Below are 16,206 nucleotides of genomic sequence, written 5' to 3'. Positions count from 1 at the left end.
TCCGGTGCAAGTCAAGCAAAGCCAAAGAAGCGATTGATACAGTCTGCGACAAGGGCCGCGCCCTGCTCATCATTCAGGTGCAGGTGATGGCCACCGGGCAGCGTCACCTGCTCAAAGGGTAGCTGCTCAAGCAACGCGGCGTGGCGCGCCAGCATGCCGTCGGCGGCCACCACCAACAGCGCCGGGCAACTCACCCGGCGCACATGGGCCATGGCCTGGGCTTCACTCAGGCGCACCGGCGATGGCAGGGTGAGGCGGCTGTCACTGCGCCAGCTGTAGCCACCGGGTACCGGCATCAGGCCACGTTGCCCCAGCAATTCTGCAGCCTCGCGGCTGACCGCGACCATGCCTTTCATCCGCGCATGCACGCCTTCTTCCAGCGTTGCGTACACCGACTTGCGTTTGCCATCCAGCCGCAACTGGGCTTGCAGCGCCATCCCCAAGCGCTCGCCTGCGTCCTGCTCGGCACCGGTCGGCGGGATGACGCCGTCGATCAACGCCAGGTGGCTGACCCGGTCGGGCAAGGCGCCGGCCAGTTGTACCGAAATGATTGCGCCCAGCGAGTGGCCCAACAGGGCGAAACGCTGCCAACCCAGCTGCTCGGCAACCCGCAGCACGTCGTGGGCGTAGTCGGCCAGGGCATAGCCGGCACCAGGCGGACGGTGTTCCGAGTAACCGTGCCCGGCCAGGTCCAGGGCGACGATGCGCAGGCCCTTCAGTTGCGGCGCCAGGCGGGCGTAACTGTTGGCGTTATCCAGCCAGCCATGCAGGGCAATTACCGGCAGCCCGTCCTCGGGGCCGAACAGGTGAGCCGCCAGTTCGATATGGCCCAGGCTGAGGCGCACTTCCTGCACCTGCGCGCTCATGCCTGGCTCCAGCGGTCGAACAGGCCCTTGATCAGGCTGGCGGTGTCGGTCGGGCGCTCCAGCGGGAACATGTGGCCGCCGGGCACACTGTGGTATTCGCCTTTGGGCATACCGCGCACCGCCAGGGTGTGGTGACGGCGAATGACGTTGCTGCGCTCGCCGCGCACCATGGCCAGCGGCACCTGCAACTGCCGTGCGGGCGCGGGGCTGGTGTGCGGGATGCTGCGGTAGATACTGATTTCGGTGGCCGGATCGAAGCGCAGTTGCAGCCCCTGCTCCATCGCCTGCAGGCCATGTTCTACATAGGCTTCGAGGCAGTCGGGGTCAAAATGGCGAAACAGTGACTTGCCAGCAAAATAGTCCCGGGCACTGTCGCGGTCATTGAAAACTTCGCGGCGCCCCAACGTGCGGCCGGCCGGGGTAATGCGGTCAATGAAACCGAAACGCTTGGCGGTGCGCAGCAGCCACTGGTCGGCACGGGTGAGCACCGGCGAGTCGAGCATCACCACCCCACGGTAGTACTCGGGGCGACGCAAGGCAGCATGCAGGTGCAACACTCCTCCCAGCGAATGCCCGACACCCCAGATGGGCTGGTCCTGCTGCGCCAGGTGATGCAGCAGCTCATCGACCAGGCTCTGCCAGTTGTCGTCTACCGGAAAGCGCGGATCGTGGCCGTGCTGGGCCAGGTGCCGCACCTGGTAGTCCGGCGCCAGGGCAGCGAACAGCTTGCCATACGTGGCCGAAGGGAAACCGTTGGCATGAGCGAAGAAGATCTGCTGCGACATGGCGCCTGGTCCGGACGGAAGATGATGGCTCATTGTCGGCATCGGGGCGCGATTCAGCAACATTCGGAAAGGTCATCAACGAGGGCTATCAGGTCACGCCGAGCGGTCGAAGCTGGCCAAAGACCGGCGCAAGCAGGCCTGCATGTAGGCCAACTGGCTTTCCAGCGCCTCACGGGCCAAGCGCTGGTCCTGAAAGTCGAGTTGCAGACGGCGCAAGGCCAGGCAACTGGTTTGTAGCAGGTGGGAGACTCGCAGGCATGCGTCCTGCAGCGTGCGCAGGTCCCGATCGCTTTGCTGCCTGGTAGCAGGCTCCAGGTTGCCGTTGCGGTTGACCTTGTGCAGCAACTGGTAGAGCTTGGCGTCGGCCGAATCGCGCAGCAGGCTGTACTGGGCGAAGTCCAGCGTAACGCCTTGCTCCACCTTGTCCACGGTGGGTTGCAGGTCCAGGGAACTCAACAGCTCCCGCATTTCACCGCTCATCCGCTGCTCCCTGCCTGATTGCTTTGAGGCAACGCTAGCAAGGGGCCATCAAGTGCGGCAACTGACAAAAATGCCAGTTGCCTTATCGATTTGCCGGGGAATCACATCGGTGGGCTGATCGCTCGGAGGGTCATCAGCCCAGCCAAGGGCCACTCCCCTTCCAGCTCCGCCAGGCTGGCGGTGCTCATGGCGGCTGGTTGCTGTTGGTGACCATGCTCCAGCGCACCGATCAGATTCCCCACCAGCGGCTGGTGGCTGACCAGCAGTACATGCTCCAGCCCCAGGCGCTCGATTTCGCCGATGACCTGCTGCACATCACTCTCTGGCGTCAACCAGGGCACGGTACGCACCGGCTCCCTGAAACCCAGCGTGTCATGCACCAGCGCCGCCGTTTGCTGGGCGCGCACGTAGGGGCTGGCGATAATCGCCTGCAGCGGCTGCCCGAGCAGGCGGGCAGCGCTGTGCAGCACCTGCTCGCGACCATGGCCGGTCAGGCGGCGCTCGGCGTCAGTATTGGCCCGCGGCTCCGCCTCACCGTGGCGCAGCACCCACAGCTTCACAGCTTGGGTTCCTCGTCCCGCACCGGGTGCGGGGCCGGTGCCACGGCATGCGGCGCCTCGCCTTCCGGGGCACGCGGTGCTGGCCAGTCGGCAAATGGCCAGGGCTTCTGCTCAGTGTGGAAGCTGCCATAGCGGCCGATCTGCGCCAGGTACTGGCTCAGGCTGTCGCCGAAGTTCATCAGGCTGGCGCTGGGCGCGCCATACACCAGGCGGTAGATGAGTTGCACCAGTACCAGGCCGCCGAGCAGCAATTCGGCCAGTTGCCAGACCACCAGGAACACCAGCATCCACAGCACCCGCAGGATGATCGACTCGCGCTGGGCGCGTTCGGGCGTATCGTTCATGTGTTGCTCCTTGCTCGTGTCAGAGCCGCCAAGGGCTCAGTTGAAACCGCTGATGGAAATGAAATCGACATCGGTCTTGGGCTCGGCGCGCATCAGGTGCTCGATCACCTGGTTCAGTGTGCGGCCTTCGAACAGGATGGCATGCAAGCCCGCCACCAGCGGCATGTACACCTGTACCTCCTGCGCCTTGGCCTTGAGCACCTTGAGGGTGTTGACGCCTTCGGCCACCTCGCCCAGGCGGCTGACAGCCTGTTCCAGGCTCAACCCCTGGCCCAGCGCATGGCCCACCTGGTAGTTGCGGCTCTTGGGCGAGGAGCAGGTGACGATCAGGTCACCGACACCGGCCAGGCCAAGGAAGGTCATGGGGTTGGCACCCTGGCTGACGGCAAAGCGGGTCATCTCGGCCAGGGCCCGGGTAATCAGCATGCTCTTGGTGTTCTCGCCCATGCCCAAGGCCACGGCCATGCCAGCGATAATGGCGTAGACGTTTTTCAGCGCCCCACCCAGTTCGACGCCGAAGCGGTCGGCGCTGGCGTAGACCCGGAAGGTGCGCCCGTGCAGTACATCCTGCACTTGCTGGCAGAGTTGTTCGTCCTCGCTGGCGACCACTGTGGCGGTCAGCGCATGTTCGGCGATCTCGCGGGCCAGGTTGGGGCCCGACAGCACCCCGATGCGGGCGTCAGGGGCGATCTCTTCAAGGATCTGGCTCATCAGCTTGAAGCTCTGCGCCTCGATACCCTTGGTCAGGCTGACCAGGCCCTTGCCCCGCAACAGCTCGGCGTGGGGCGTCAGGACACTGCGCAAGGCACTTGATGGCAGCGCGACGAAGATCAACTCGCTGGCCTGCAAGGTGGCCAGCAGATCGTTGACCGGCTCCACGCCATCCTGCAGGCGGATGCCCTTGAGGTAGCGCGGATTCTCGCGATTGACGCGCATGGCCTCGGCCTGCGCCGTGTCGCGCATCCATTGGCGCACCGGCACACCGTTTTCCGCCAGCAGGTTCGCCACGGCGGTGCCGAAGCTGCCGCCTCCCAGAACTGCAACAGGTTGCTGTTCAGTCATATCCAATCCGTTAAAGCCAAAAATTAAGTGGCGACCCCGCCATTATACGGCTCGCCTGCTACAGAACCAGTGTCAGTACTGGCCTCTTCGCGGGCAAGGCCGCCCCCACAGGTACACACAGCGTTCAGCCGCTGTGAAAGCGGGCTCATCCAGGAAAGGGCCAGAACAGCCGACGCAGATCACTGGAAAATACGCCAAGGTCAGTTACCATGCCTGTTTCAATCCTGATACAAGGCTGCCCCGTGTTCCCTGGCTCGCCCCCGTTCCCGCGCCTGCTGATACTGACTGCCCTGCTCGGTGGCCCGGCCATGGCCGACGACCTGTTCATCGACAACAGCGACCTGCCGCAGGTTCTGACCGCCACGCGCCTGAAACAATCCCCGGCGGCAGTCCCGGGCAGCATGACCGTGCTCGACAGCGAGCTGATCCGCGCCAGCGGCGCCCGCGACATCCCCGAACTGCTGCGCCTGGTACCGGGCATGATGATTGGCTACGGCGCCGGCAACCAGCCGACGGTCAACTACCACGGCAGCAACGCCAGCGAAGCGCGGCGCATGCAGGTGCTGATCGATGGCCGCTCGGTGTACCGGGCTGGCCTGGCCACGGTGGACTGGAGCGACATCCCCCTGGCCATGGAAGACATCGAGCGCATCGAGGTGTTTCGCGGCCCCAACACGGTCAGCTACGGTGCCAATGCGCTGATGGCGGTGGTCAACATCCTCACCCGTAACCCCGCCGACAGCCATGGCACACGATTGAAAGTGACCCGCGGCGAGGACGGCATCAACGACTTCTATGCCAGCCACGGTTTCGGCTGGGATGGCGGCGACATGCGCCTGTCGTTGTCGGGCCAGCAGGACGACGGCTTCGACCACGACCAGTTCGGCCAGGACTACCGGGACAGCCGCCGGCTGACCCGTTTCAACCTCAGTGCCAGCCACAACCTGGCGGTCGACCAGACCCTGGAGTGGCAACTGGCGGCAAAAGAAGGCAGCAACCAGCGGCCCTATACCTACCAGCCGGTATTCCCCTACGTTACCCAGCGCGGCGACAATGCCGACGTCAATGCCAAGGACTACGCAGGGTCGGTGCGCTGGAACATCGACTTCAATCCCGACCACAGCCTGTATGTGCAGGGTTCGGCACAGCATTTCGACCGCCAACAGGTCTGGCGGGCGTGTGATGCCGCACTGTCGTTCAGCCCCGAACTGACCCGGCTGTGGCAGATGAACCCCAATTACGCCGAGCTGGTCGCACGCGGCGCCAACAACCCGCCACCCAGCAGCAACCCGGCAGAACAAGCGCTGGTCGATGCCATCAAGGATCAGTGGAACAACCAGGGCGGCAGCAGCGTGGTCTGCGGCGATGTGGACCAGAGCACCCGCGAAACCCGCTACGACCTGGAAATCCAGGACACCCTGAGCCTGACCGACAGCCTGCGCCTGCTCAGCGGCATGAACTACCGCTATGACCGTGCCGACTCGCAGACCTACTTCAACGGCAGCATCGACGACCAGACCTGGCGCCTGTTCGGCCAGCTGGAATGGCGCGCCGACGAGCACTGGATCTTGCAGGGCGGGGCGATGTTCGAAGACTCGCGCCTGTCGGGCAGCTCACTGACCCCGCGCGTTGCGGTCAACTACCTGATTACCCCGCGCCATGGCCTGCGCGCGGTGTATTCCGAGGCGGTGCGCTCGCCCGACATGTTCGAGAACAACATCAACTGGAGCTACACGGTCAAGAACCTCAGCCCCAATGCGTTCGGCCAACAGCATGGTGAGTATTTCGTCAAGACCCGCGGCCCAGGCGACCTCGATCAGGAGCGCATGCGCTCGCGCGAACTGGGCTACAACGGCTATTTCAGCGACCTCGATTTGAGCATGGACGTGAAGCTGTTCTACGACGAGATCACCGGCATGATCAGCGAGCCCCTGCGCAACAACCAGTACATCGCCAGCAACGCCAACAAGGCACGTTTCAGCGGCAGCGAGGCGCAACTGGACTGGCGCCCCACCCTGCGTGACCGCCTGCGCCTGACCTACGCCTATGTCGATGCCTGGGCCAGCAACCCCGACGACCGCCGCCTCAGCGCCCGCAACAGCGGCTCGGCCGGGTGGATGCGCGAATGGGGCGATGGCTGGTCGAGTGCGCTGTTCTACTACGGTGACGATGCGCTCAACCAGTACCGCTACGAGCGCCTGGACCTGCGCCTGGCCAAGCGCCTTCGGGTGCAGGGCAGCAACCTGGAGCTGGCGGCGCTGTGGCAACAACGCCTGGACGACGAGCCGACCACCACCGTTCAGAACCGCTACGACAGCCGCCACCGCCTCAGCTTCAGCGCGGAGCTGGCGTTCTGATGGCCCTGGTGCTGCGCCTGTTGCTGCTTTGCCTGTGGCCATTGGGGCCCTTGTCCGCCAGCGAAATTCTGCTGGTAGGCGCGCAAGACCAGCCCGGCATCCGCAGCTTTGTCGCCGCACTCGAAAGCCGTCGGCCGCACGATCATGTGCATTTCCAGACCACTGCCGACCTGCCCCCCCCTGGCAAGCTCAAAACCGACCAGCGCCTGATTCTGCTCGACAGTGCTGCCCTGGAGTGGCGCCTGGGTGAAAACGCCGGCCCGCCAGCCCTGGCCATGCGAATAAGCCGGGTGCAGGCTGAACAGCGCCTGGGAAAGTCGCGCCCGGCGTTTCTCACCTTGCTGTGGAGCGACCCGCCGTTGGGCCGGCAACTGCGCCTGGCGCGCTACCTGCTGCCACAGGCCCAGCGCATTGGTGTGCTGTACGGCGAGCACAGTGGTTTTCTGCTCGAAGAGCTGCGCCATGCGGCCCGCCCGCTGGGCCTGGAAATCATTGCCCAGGACTGGCCCGACCTGCGTGACAGCCGGCCCCTGCAGCACCTGCTGGGTAACAGCGATGTGCTGCTGGGCCTGGATGACCCGGACCTGTACAACTCCAAGACTGCGAAGAACCTGTTGCTGAGCAGTTATGGCCGGCAGATGGCGCTGATCGGCCCGAACGCCGGCTTTGTTCGCGCCGGCGCACTGGCCAGTACCTACAGCGACCAAGAGGACTGGCTGGCAGTACTTGACCAGTTGCTCGACCAGCCTCCGGGGCGCTGGCCGCGCAGCCTGTATCCGGCCCGTTTCGGCGTCAGTGGCAACCAGCAGGTGGCGCGCGCCCTGGGCCTGCAACCGATCGATCCGTCCGCCGCCGCCAAGGCCCTGGCCGAAGGAGAGCCCACCCCATGAGCAAAGGCCTGAGCTGGGACATCCACACCCGCACGCAAATCATAAGCCTTGGCCCTGCCCTGCTGCTGACCTTGCTGCTGATCAGCTTCTTCACCTTCGTGCGCATCCAGGACCTGCGCCAGGAGCTGAACCACACCGGGCAGCTGATCGCCAACCAGTTGGCCCCGGCCTCGGAGTACGGGGTGATCTCGGGCAACAACGAGGTGCTCGAAGGCCTGATGCGCGCCACCCTCAGCATCCCGCACGTGCGCTTCCTCGAGGTGCAGGACAGCCGCAACCACATCCTTGTGTACGTCGAGCAGTCCGACGAAAGCGCCAACCGCGCGCAGCGCGTAGAGGTGTTCCAGGCGCCCATACGCTTGCAGCAAATCCGCCTGGACAGCGACTTCCTGCAGCAGGGCAAGGCCGCCACACCCGCGATCGGCGATGACTACCTGGGCCGGGTGATCGTCGGCATGTCCGATGACGCCTTCAGCCAACGCCAACAGGAAATCGTGATCAAGGCCGGCATCCTGGCGCTGTTCGCCTTGCTGTTCACCTTCTTGCTGGCGCGCCGCCTGGCCCTGAGCCTGGCCAAGCCGATCAGCGACATGGGCCATGCGGTCAAGGCCATACAGCAGGGCCAGTACAACACCCCGCTGCCCGTGGTCGATGATAGCGAGCTGGGCCACCTGGCCCGCCATATCAACAACCTGGCCAACGCCCTGGAGCAGGCCAGCGATGAACAGAAGCAGGCCATTGCCGAGCTGATCCAGGCCCGCGAGGAAGCCGAACAAGCCAACCGAGCCAAATCGGACTTCCTGGCGATGATGAGTCACGAGCTGCGCACCCCGATGAATGGCGTGCTGGGCATGCTGCAGCTGCTGGAAACCACGCAGCTAAGTACCGAACAGGCCGACTACACCGCAGTGGCCAGCGAATCCACCGGGCATTTGCTGAAAGTCATCAACGATATCCTCGACTTCTCGCGCATCGAACGCGCTGCGCTTCAGCTGGAACACATCAATTTCAACCTGGGTGAGCTGATTACCAGCTGCGTCCTGTCGTTCCAGCACAGTGCCCAGCAGCGTGGCCTTGGCTTGCACCTGCAACTGCCGGCCGACATCGAGCAGTTGCAAGTGAACGGCGACCCCACGCGCATCCGCCAGATCCTGCTGAACCTGGTCGGTAACGCACTGAAGTTCACCGAACGCGGCCAGGTTCAGGTCGAAGCACGCTGGCAGGTGCTCGACCGGCAGTTGATCTGGCTCACCTGCAGTGTGCGCGACACGGGTATCGGGATCGATAGCGACCGCCTTGAAATGATGTTCGTGGCCTTCCAGCAGGCCGACAGCTCGATCTCCCGCCGTTATGGCGGCACCGGGCTGGGCCTGTCGATCGCCCGCACCCTGGCCGAACGCATGGGCGGCAAGCTGCGCGGTGAAAGCCGCGAAGGCCTGGGTTCTACATTTACCCTGGAGATGCCGCTGGCCCTGGCCAGCCCTCCCCCCAGCCAGCCGACGTTGCCAACGCACGCGAAAATGACGGCGCCCGGCAGTGATCAGGTGCTGCTGGTAGAGGACAATCCGGTCAACCAGAGCGTCATCGAAGCCATGCTGCGCAGCCTGGGCCTGGCGGTATGCACAGCCGAAGATGGACTTGAGGCCGTCGACCTGGTCAGCCGCCAGCGCTTTGCCGCCGTGCTGATGGACTGTCGACTGCCGCACCTGGACGGCTATGAAGCCACCCGGCGTATCCGCCAATTGCCCAACGGCACCGGGTTACCGATCATCGCCCTGACGGCCAATGCGATGCAGGGTGACCGCGAGCGTTGCATGGCCGCTGGCATGGACGACTACCTGAGCAAACCCTTGCGCCGTACCGAGCTGCAGCAGGTGCTGGAACGCTGGTTACCCGGTCAGACAACCGCGACTGGCGATAAATGCTAAAGTGCGGCAGTCTTAAACACTGGACAGGACCATCATCGGACCTGAAAATAGACGTTTCAGTGCACACCTGTACTTCTTTCACCGGGTGCACTGTGACTTTCACCACAACGCAATAGTCTACCTGTAGGCTGCCGTCTTGAACGCGATGCGTATCAGGCCGGCCGGGAAGATTCATCCCCTGCCGCAGGGGGTTATTGAGGAGCTCGCATGACCAAACAACACGCCTTTACTCGGGAAGACCTGCTGCGCTGCAGTCGCGGTGAGCTGTTCGGCCCAGGTAATGCGCAACTGCCCGCGCCGAACATGCTGATGGTCGATCGCATCACCCATATCAGCGAAGAAGGCGGCAAGTACGGCAAAGGTGAATTGGTCGCCGAGCTGGATATCAACCCGGACCTGTGGTTCTTCGCCTGCCACTTCGAAGGCGATCCGGTCATGCCGGGCTGCCTGGGCCTCGATGCCATGTGGCAGCTGGTAGGCTTCTTCCTCGGCTGGCAAGGCCTGCCGGGCCGCGGCCGCGCCCTGGGCTCGGGCGAGGTGAAATTCTTCGGCCAGGTACTGCCAGAGGCCAAGAAAGTCACCTACAACATTCAGATCAAGCGTGTCCTGAAGGGCAAGCTGAACATGGCCATCGCCGATGGCTCGGTCAGCGTCGACGGCCGTGAGATCTACACTGCCGAAGGCCTGCGGGTCGGCGTGTTCACTTCCACTGACAATTTCTAAGGGTTATTCGCATGCGCCGCGTCGTTATCACTGGTCTGGGCATCGTATCGTGCCTGGGCAATGACAAAGCTACCGTCACCGAAAACCTGCGTAAAAGCCGTCCGGGTATCCGTTTCAACCCGGAATACAAGGAAATGGGGCTGCGCAGCCAGGTTTCCGGGTCCATCGACCTCAACCTCGAAGAACTGATCGACCGCAAGGTATACCGCTTCGTCGGCCACGCCGCGGCGTACGCCTACCTGGCGATGCAGGACGCGATCAAGGACGCAGGCCTGACCGAAGAGCAGGTTTCCAACCCGCGTACCGGGCTGGTAGCTGGCTCCGGCGGCGCCTCGACCCTGAACCAGATGGAAGCGCTGGACACCCTGCGCGAGAAAGGCGTCAAGCGCGTCGGCCCATACCGTGTCACCCGCACCATGGGCAGCACCGTTTCGGCGTGCCTGGCCACCCCGTTCAAGATCAAGGGCCTGAACTACTCGATCTCGTCGGCATGCGCCACCTCGGCACACTGCATCGGTACCGCCCTGGAGCAGATCCAGTGGGGCAAGCAGGACATCGTCTTCGCCGGTGGCGGTGAAGAAGAGCACTGGAGCCAGTCGTTCCTGTTCGATGCCATGGGCGCCCTGTCGACCAAGCGCAACGAAACCCCGGAACTGGCCTCGCGTGCCTACGATAACGACCGTGATGGCTTCGTCATTGCTGGCGGTGGCGGCATGGTTGTGGTCGAAGAGCTGGAACACGCCCTGGCCCGTGGCGCCAAGATCTACGCCGAAATCGTTGGCTACGGTGCGACTTCCGATGGCTACGACATGGTTGCCCCGAGCGGCGAAGGCGCCATCCGCTGCATGCAGCAGGCACTGTCCACCGTCGACACCCCGATCGACTACCTGAACACCCACGGCACCTCGACCCCGGTCGGTGACGTTGCCGAGATCAAGGGCGTTCGCGCGGTATTCGGCGACAAGGCACCGAAGATCAGCTCGACCAAGAGCCTGTCGGGTCACTCGCTGGGCGCTGCTGGCGTGCACGAGGCGATCTACTGCCTGCTGATGATGGAAAACAACTTCATCGCCGGCTCCGCCAACATCGACGAACTGGACCCGGAGGTCGCCGACCTGCCGATCCAGCGCGAAACCTTGGAAAACGCCAAGATCGATACGGTCATGAGCAACAGCTTCGGCTTCGGCGGCACCAACGCCACCCTGGTGCTCAAGCGCTGGGAAGGCAAGTAAGACGCTGATGCGGTAATCGAAAACGCCCCGACTGGTTCGGGGCGTTTTCATTTGTGTTGCCTGTACCGGCCTCTTCGCGGGCGCGCCCGCTCCCACATGTTCCGAAGCCTCTACAGTACCTGTGGGAGCGGGCATGCCCGCGAAGAGGCCGGCACAGGCTATTGCTGATCCTTGGGCAACACTGCCAGAAAATTCTCCCGGGCCACTTTGTTGGCTACCTGTTCTGGCAATGCATCCAGAAACGGCCTGAACCCGTGCATCTGCTCCCCCAGGCTGCCAAAGCGCCCCACCACATCCGACCCCAGCATGAACCGCTCCGGGTACCGCTCGACCAATGCCACCCAGGCCTTGCGCGGCACGCCCTTGTCATCCAGCAGATAGGGCTGCAGCACACTCCACGACAGGTCGACATACAGGTTCGGGTAATCCTCCAGCAACCGCGTCAGCACCGGGAGCAAAAAGTCCATCTGCGTCTGGTGCCGGTGGATCTCCATGCTGCTGCCGGCGTGCGCCCAAATGAAGCGCGTGTGCGGGTGATTGCGCAGCGGCTCTTCGATCTCTGCCAGGTACAGCGGGTTACGCTCGCGTTTTGAAGTGATATTGGAATGCAGCAGTACCGGCAGGTCGCGCTCGGCCGCCAGATGGTAAATACGCGTCATGGCTTCGTTGTTGGCGCGCGGCGTGTCGCCACTGGTCAGCGCTGTCAGGTCATCGTGACGGGTGAAAACCTCGCCGATTCCCTCCCACAGCCCCGGGTACATATCGAGCATGCGCTCGATATGGCTGACAGCGTTCTTGTCCACCGGGTTGAAACCCGTCAGGAACGGGTGAAAGCGTTTGCGCTGCTCTATCGGCAACTGCTGCAGGGCGGCCGCCACGTAGGTATCGGTGGCGCTGTACCAGTAGGCATCGGCATCGTCACCGGCGTAATAACGCGGGCGCTTGGGCTCGTCTTCATGCCATTTCTTGGCCACCGGTATGCCGGAAATCATCGACTGCTCGATGCCTGCGGCATCCATGGCCTTTAGCAACGCCGGCATGCCTTCGCTCTCCTGGAAGAAGTCGACGTAGTGCAGGTGGGCATCGCTGTAGCGGTAGTCGCGTGCCTGTGCCGCCTGGCACAGCCAGCCAGACAACAACACGCAGGCCAGCGCTCGGGCAATCATGGGCAGCTTCCTTCTACGGGTATGGAAACAGTAGACCGGCCGGCAAACGATACGGTTCAGCCGCACCAGGCAAACCGCTATGCTTGAGGCATTTCCACCGCGCCTGGAGCCCACCCCATGAGCAGCCCCCTGATCATCCGCCCACGTGCCGAATCGGTCGAGGGCCAGCCGATCCTGCGTCCGCTGCCGGCAGCACAGTGCCGTAGCGTCGGCCCGTTCGTGTTCTTCGACCATATGCTCGAAACCGACTATGCCCCGGGGCATGGCATGGACATCCGTCAGCACCCGCACATCGGCCTGTCGACCCTGACCTACCTGTTCGAGGGGGCGATCCTGCACAAGGACAGCCTCGGCTCAGAGCAGCGGGTGCTCCCCGGCGATGTCAGCTGGATGACGGCTGGCAGCGGCGTGGCCCATGTCGAGCGTACGCCGGCAGATGCCCTGGCCCATGGTTCGCGCCTGCACGGCTTGCAAGTGTGGCTGGCTTCGCCGCGCGCGCACGAACAAGGCCCGGCGAGCTACAGCCATCACCCGGCGGCGAGCCTGCCGGTGAGTGACCACCTGGGGGTACGCATCTGCATGATTGCTGGCACCGGGTTCTGCCTGGAGTCACCGGTGCCGGTGCTCTCCCCTACCCTTTATGCGCACGTCCAGATGCAACCGGCGACGACGCTGCTGATACCGGCTGAACACGAGCAGCGGGCGCTTTACCTGCTGGATGGCGAGTTGCTGCTGGGCGATGAGGATGTGGAGCCTTGCAGCCTGGTAGTGCTGCCGGAGGGCGAGGACGTGACGCTGTATGCGGACGCAGAGTGCCAGTTGGTACTGATTGGCGGGGAGCCACTGGATGGGCCGCGGCGAATGAACTGGAATTTCGTGTCAAGCGACCCGGAACTGATCGAGCAAGCCAGGGCACGTTGGGCTGCGGGGGATTGGCCGGTGGTACCGGGGGAAACCTCAAGGATCGAGTTGCCCCGGTAATTTCGGGGCTGCTGTGCAGCCCATCGCCGGCAAGCCAGCTCCCACAAAGAGCGGCGTACGCTGTACCAGTGGGAGCTGGCTTGCCGGCGATGGGGCGCAAGGGGCCCCCTGCTATATCAGCGCTGGAACACTTCTGTCAGCAGGTTGTGCATCGCACGGAAAGCCCGTTCCGAGGTGCGGCGGTCATACTGCATCTTGCCCGGCACATTGGCATTCGGGTCGGTAAACGAGTGCACCGCCCCGCCATAGCTCAGCAACTGCCAGTCTACCTTGGCCGCGTTCATCTCCTCCTCGAACGCTGGCAACTGCTCTTTCGGCACCAACGGGTCGGATGCACCATGCAACACCAGCACCGAGCCCTTGATGTGCTTGCCATCTTCAGGCTTCGGGGTGTCCAGGGTGCCATGGAACGACACCGCCGCACGCAGGTCGGCACCACTACGAGCAAGCTCCAGTGCACAACAGCCACCGAAGCAGAAGCCGAACGTGGCAACCTTGCCAGGCTCCAGCAGCGCCTTCGACTGCCCCAGCAGTTGCGCCAGGGCTTCCTGCATACGCTTGCGCAACTCGCCACGGTCGTTTTTCAGCGGCATCATCGCCGCACCGGCCTCGTCGGCATTGGACGGGCGCACCGATTGGCCATACAGGTCGGCAATCAGCACCACATAACCCTTCTCGGCCACTTCCTTGGCGATGCGCTCGGCACCTTCGCCAATGCCCATCCAGTTCGGCGCCATCACCAGGCCTGGGCGGCCCAGCGCCCCTGGCTCATAGACCAGGCGGCTTTCGTAAGCCTTGCCGGACAGGTGATAAACCAGCGATTCGACGATTACCTTGCTCATCAAGCACTCCTTAGGCACTTTCGATAAAAAGCCCGCCATGAAAAAAGCCCGCCGAGGCGGGCTTTCCTTTACATCAACTTAAACAGACAGCTCTACCAGCAGCTTGTTCAGGCGACGAACGTAGGCCGCCGGGTCCTTCAAGCTGTCACCGGCCGCCAGGGCCGCCTGATCAAACAGAATGTGCGACAGCTCGGCGAAGCGGTCTTCGCTCTGCTCGTTGTCCAGTTTCTCGATCAGCGGGTGGCTTGGGTTGAACTCGAAGATTGGCTTGGACTCCGGTACCTTCTGCCCGCTGGCTTCCAGAATCTGGCGCATCTGCAAGCCCAGGTCCTGCTCGCCAATGGCCAGGATAGCCGGGGAGTCGGTCAGGCGGTGCGACACGCGCACGTCGGCCACGCTGTCACCCAGCGCGCCCTTCAGGCGCTCGACCAGGCCTTCCTTGTCCTTGGCGACTTCTTCCTGGGCTTTCTTGTCTTCTTCCGAATCCAGGTTGCCCAGGTCCAGGTCGCCACGGGCGACGTCGACGAAAGCCTTGCCGTCGAACTCGTTGAGGTAGCTCATCAGCCACTCGTCGATACGGTCGGTCAGCAGCAGCACTTCGATGCCCTTCTTGCGGAAGACTTCCAGGTGCGGGCTGTTCTTGACCTGCGCGTACGACTCGCCGGTGAGGTAGTAGATCTTGTCCTGGCCTTCCTTGGCGCGAGCCAGGTAGTCGGCCAGGGCAACGCTCTGCTCGCCGCTGTCGTCGTGGGTGGAGGCGAAGCGCAGCAGGCCGGCGATCTTCTCCTTGTTGGCGAAATCTTCGGCCGGGCCTTCCTTCAGCACCTGGCCGAAGTTTTTCCAGAAGCCCTTGTACTGCTCGGGTTCGTTCTTCGCGAGCTTCTCCAGCATGTCCAGCACGCGCTTGGTCAGCGCGGTCTTCATCGACTCGATGATCGGGTCTTTTTGCAGGATTTCGCGGGACACGTTCAGCGACAGGTCGTTGGAGTCGACCACACCTTTGATGAAGCGCAGGTACAGCGGCAGGAACGATTCGGCCTGTTCCATGATGAACACGCGCTGCACGTACAGCTTCAGGCCGCGCGACGCTTCGCGCTGGTACAGGTCGAAGGGTGCACGGGCCGGCACGTACAGCAGCGAGTTGTATTCGAGCTTGCCTTCGACCTTGTTGTGGCTCCAAGCCAGCGGGTTTTCGAAGTCATGGCCGATGTGCTTGTAGAACTCCTGGTATTCCTCGTCCTTGATCTCGGTACGCGGACGGGTCCACAGGGCGCTGGCACGGTTGACGGTTTCCCACTCTTCGGCTGGCTGCTCTTCGCCTTCGGCGGCAGCCTGCTCCTTCGGCAGCTGGATAGGCAGGGCGATGTGGTCGGAATACTTCTTGACCACGTTGCGCAGGCGCCAGCCATCGGCGAACTCTTTCTCTTCCTGCTTCAGGTGCAGGACGATACGGGTACCGCGCTGTGGCTTGTCGATGGTGGCGACTTCAAACTCGCCCTCGCCTTTCGACGACCAGTGCACGCCTTCGGCAGCAGGCTGACCGGCGCGACGGCTGTACACGTCGACCTTGTCGGCCACGATGAACGCGGAGTAGAAGCCCACACCGAACTGACCGATCAGGTGCGAGTCCTTCTTCTGGTCACCGGTGAGGTTCTTCATGAAGTCGGCGGTGCCGGACTTGGCGATGGTGCCCAGGTGAGCGATGACGTCTTCGCGGCTCATGCCGATGCCGTTGTCCTCAAGGGTAACGGTGCCGGCATCCTTGTCGAAGCTCAGGCGAATTTTCAGTTCATCGCCACCTTCAAGCAACTCTGGCTTGGCCAGGGCTTCGAACCGCAGTTTGTCCACCGCGTCGGAGGCGTTGGAAATCAGTTCCCGCAGGAAGATTTCCTTGTTCGAGTAAAGCGAATGAATCATGAGGTGCAGCAGTTGCTTTACCTCGGTCTGGAAGCCCAGCGTTTCCTTTTGTGTTTCCACAGTCATGGTCTTC

The 16,206-nt window shown here is 63.3% G+C and carries 15 protein-coding genes; 6 read left to right on the top strand and 9 right to left on the bottom strand.

The window, feature by feature from the left end; genetic code table 11:
• Positions 1-11 precede the first annotated feature (11 nt).
• The 6 genes from WF331_RS20195 to WF331_RS20170 all read right to left on the bottom strand — a co-directional run bounded on the left by WF331_RS20195 (position 12) and on the right by WF331_RS20170 (position 4,097).
• Entirely contained in the window at positions 12-866 is an 855-nt protein-coding gene (locus WF331_RS20195; RefSeq protein ID WP_340623237.1) for an alpha/beta hydrolase, read from the bottom strand.
• On the bottom strand, positions 863-1,651 hold the full coding sequence (locus tag WF331_RS20190) for an alpha/beta fold hydrolase (protein WP_016498714.1): 789 nt from the start codon (positions 1,649-1,651) through the stop codon (positions 863-865). The genes WF331_RS20195 and WF331_RS20190 overlap by 4 nt, the downstream gene beginning before the upstream one ends.
• A 93-nt stretch (positions 1,652-1,744) precedes the next feature.
• Entirely contained in the window at positions 1,745-2,131 is a 387-nt protein-coding gene (locus tag WF331_RS20185) for a hypothetical protein (RefSeq protein WP_284364447.1), read from the bottom strand.
• 101 nt (positions 2,132-2,232) lie between these two features.
• Positions 2,233-2,691, bottom strand: coding sequence for a phosphohistidine phosphatase SixA (gene sixA / locus WF331_RS20180; protein ID WP_284364445.1), 459 nt, complete (start codon positions 2,689-2,691; stop codon positions 2,233-2,235).
• The gene (locus WF331_RS20175; RefSeq protein WP_016498711.1) at positions 2,688-3,035 is read right to left on the bottom strand and encodes a DUF4389 domain-containing protein; all 348 of its coding nucleotides are present in this window, start codon (positions 3,033-3,035) and stop codon (positions 2,688-2,690) included. The genes sixA and WF331_RS20175 overlap by 4 nt, the downstream gene beginning before the upstream one ends.
• A gap of 36 nt (positions 3,036-3,071) precedes the next feature.
• Entirely contained in the window at positions 3,072-4,097 is a 1,026-nt protein-coding gene (locus WF331_RS20170; RefSeq protein ID WP_016498710.1) for an NAD(P)H-dependent glycerol-3-phosphate dehydrogenase, read from the bottom strand.
• Between the two features lie 209 nt (positions 4,098-4,306).
• Between WF331_RS20170 and WF331_RS20165 the strand changes: the two genes are divergently transcribed.
• The 5 genes from WF331_RS20165 (at position 4,307) to fabB (ending at position 11,227) form a co-directional block, all read left to right on the top strand.
• Positions 4,307-6,454: a TonB-dependent receptor plug domain-containing protein gene (locus tag WF331_RS20165; RefSeq protein WP_172488771.1), complete on the top strand. Its 2,148-nt coding sequence runs from the start codon at positions 4,307-4,309 to the stop codon at positions 6,452-6,454.
• Complete coding sequence (locus WF331_RS20160) at positions 6,454-7,344, top strand: hypothetical protein (protein WP_016498708.1); 891 nt, start codon at positions 6,454-6,456, stop codon at positions 7,342-7,344. Before WF331_RS20165 ends, WF331_RS20160 begins: the two co-directional genes overlap by 1 nt.
• The gene (locus WF331_RS20155; protein WP_340623236.1) at positions 7,341-9,272 is read left to right on the top strand and encodes an ATP-binding protein; all 1,932 of its coding nucleotides are present in this window, start codon (positions 7,341-7,343) and stop codon (positions 9,270-9,272) included. The genes WF331_RS20160 and WF331_RS20155 overlap by 4 nt, the downstream gene beginning before the upstream one ends.
• 207 nt (positions 9,273-9,479) lie before the next feature.
• Entirely contained in the window at positions 9,480-9,995 is a 516-nt protein-coding gene (gene fabA / locus WF331_RS20150; RefSeq protein ID WP_016498706.1) for a 3-hydroxyacyl-[acyl-carrier-protein] dehydratase FabA, read from the top strand.
• 11 nt (positions 9,996-10,006) lie between these two features.
• Entirely contained in the window at positions 10,007-11,227 is a 1,221-nt protein-coding gene (gene fabB, locus WF331_RS20145; RefSeq protein WP_016498705.1) for a beta-ketoacyl-ACP synthase I, read from the top strand.
• A gap of 158 nt (positions 11,228-11,385) precedes the next feature.
• On the opposite strand, the gene WF331_RS20140 is transcribed toward fabB, so the two are convergent.
• Complete coding sequence (locus tag WF331_RS20140; protein WP_016498704.1) at positions 11,386-12,393, bottom strand: amidohydrolase family protein; 1,008 nt, start codon at positions 12,391-12,393, stop codon at positions 11,386-11,388.
• 117 nt (positions 12,394-12,510) lie between these two features.
• On the opposite strand from WF331_RS20140, the gene WF331_RS20135 reads away from it, so the two are divergent.
• Positions 12,511-13,374 (top strand): pirin family protein, encoded by an 864-nt coding sequence (locus WF331_RS20135; RefSeq protein ID WP_340623235.1) that lies wholly within the window; start codon positions 12,511-12,513, stop codon positions 13,372-13,374.
• Between the two features lie 116 nt (positions 13,375-13,490).
• On the opposite strand, the gene WF331_RS20130 is transcribed toward WF331_RS20135, so the two are convergent.
• Complete coding sequence (locus WF331_RS20130) at positions 13,491-14,216, bottom strand: dienelactone hydrolase family protein (protein ID WP_016498702.1); 726 nt, start codon at positions 14,214-14,216, stop codon at positions 13,491-13,493.
• A gap of 78 nt (positions 14,217-14,294) precedes the next feature.
• Positions 14,295-16,199 carry a molecular chaperone HtpG gene (gene htpG, locus WF331_RS20125; RefSeq protein ID WP_016498701.1) on the bottom strand — a complete coding sequence of 635 codons (1,905 nt, stop codon included), beginning with the start codon at positions 16,197-16,199 and terminating at the stop codon, positions 14,295-14,297.
• Positions 16,200-16,206: the final 7 nt, after the last annotated feature.

Origin of the sequence: Pseudomonas sp. YNh (assembly GCF_037993085.1) — a bacterium.
GTDB classification, from domain to species: Bacteria; Pseudomonadota; Gammaproteobacteria; order Pseudomonadales; family Pseudomonadaceae; genus Aquipseudomonas; species Aquipseudomonas putida.
This window is presented reverse-complemented; position numbering and strand designations above follow the sequence as displayed.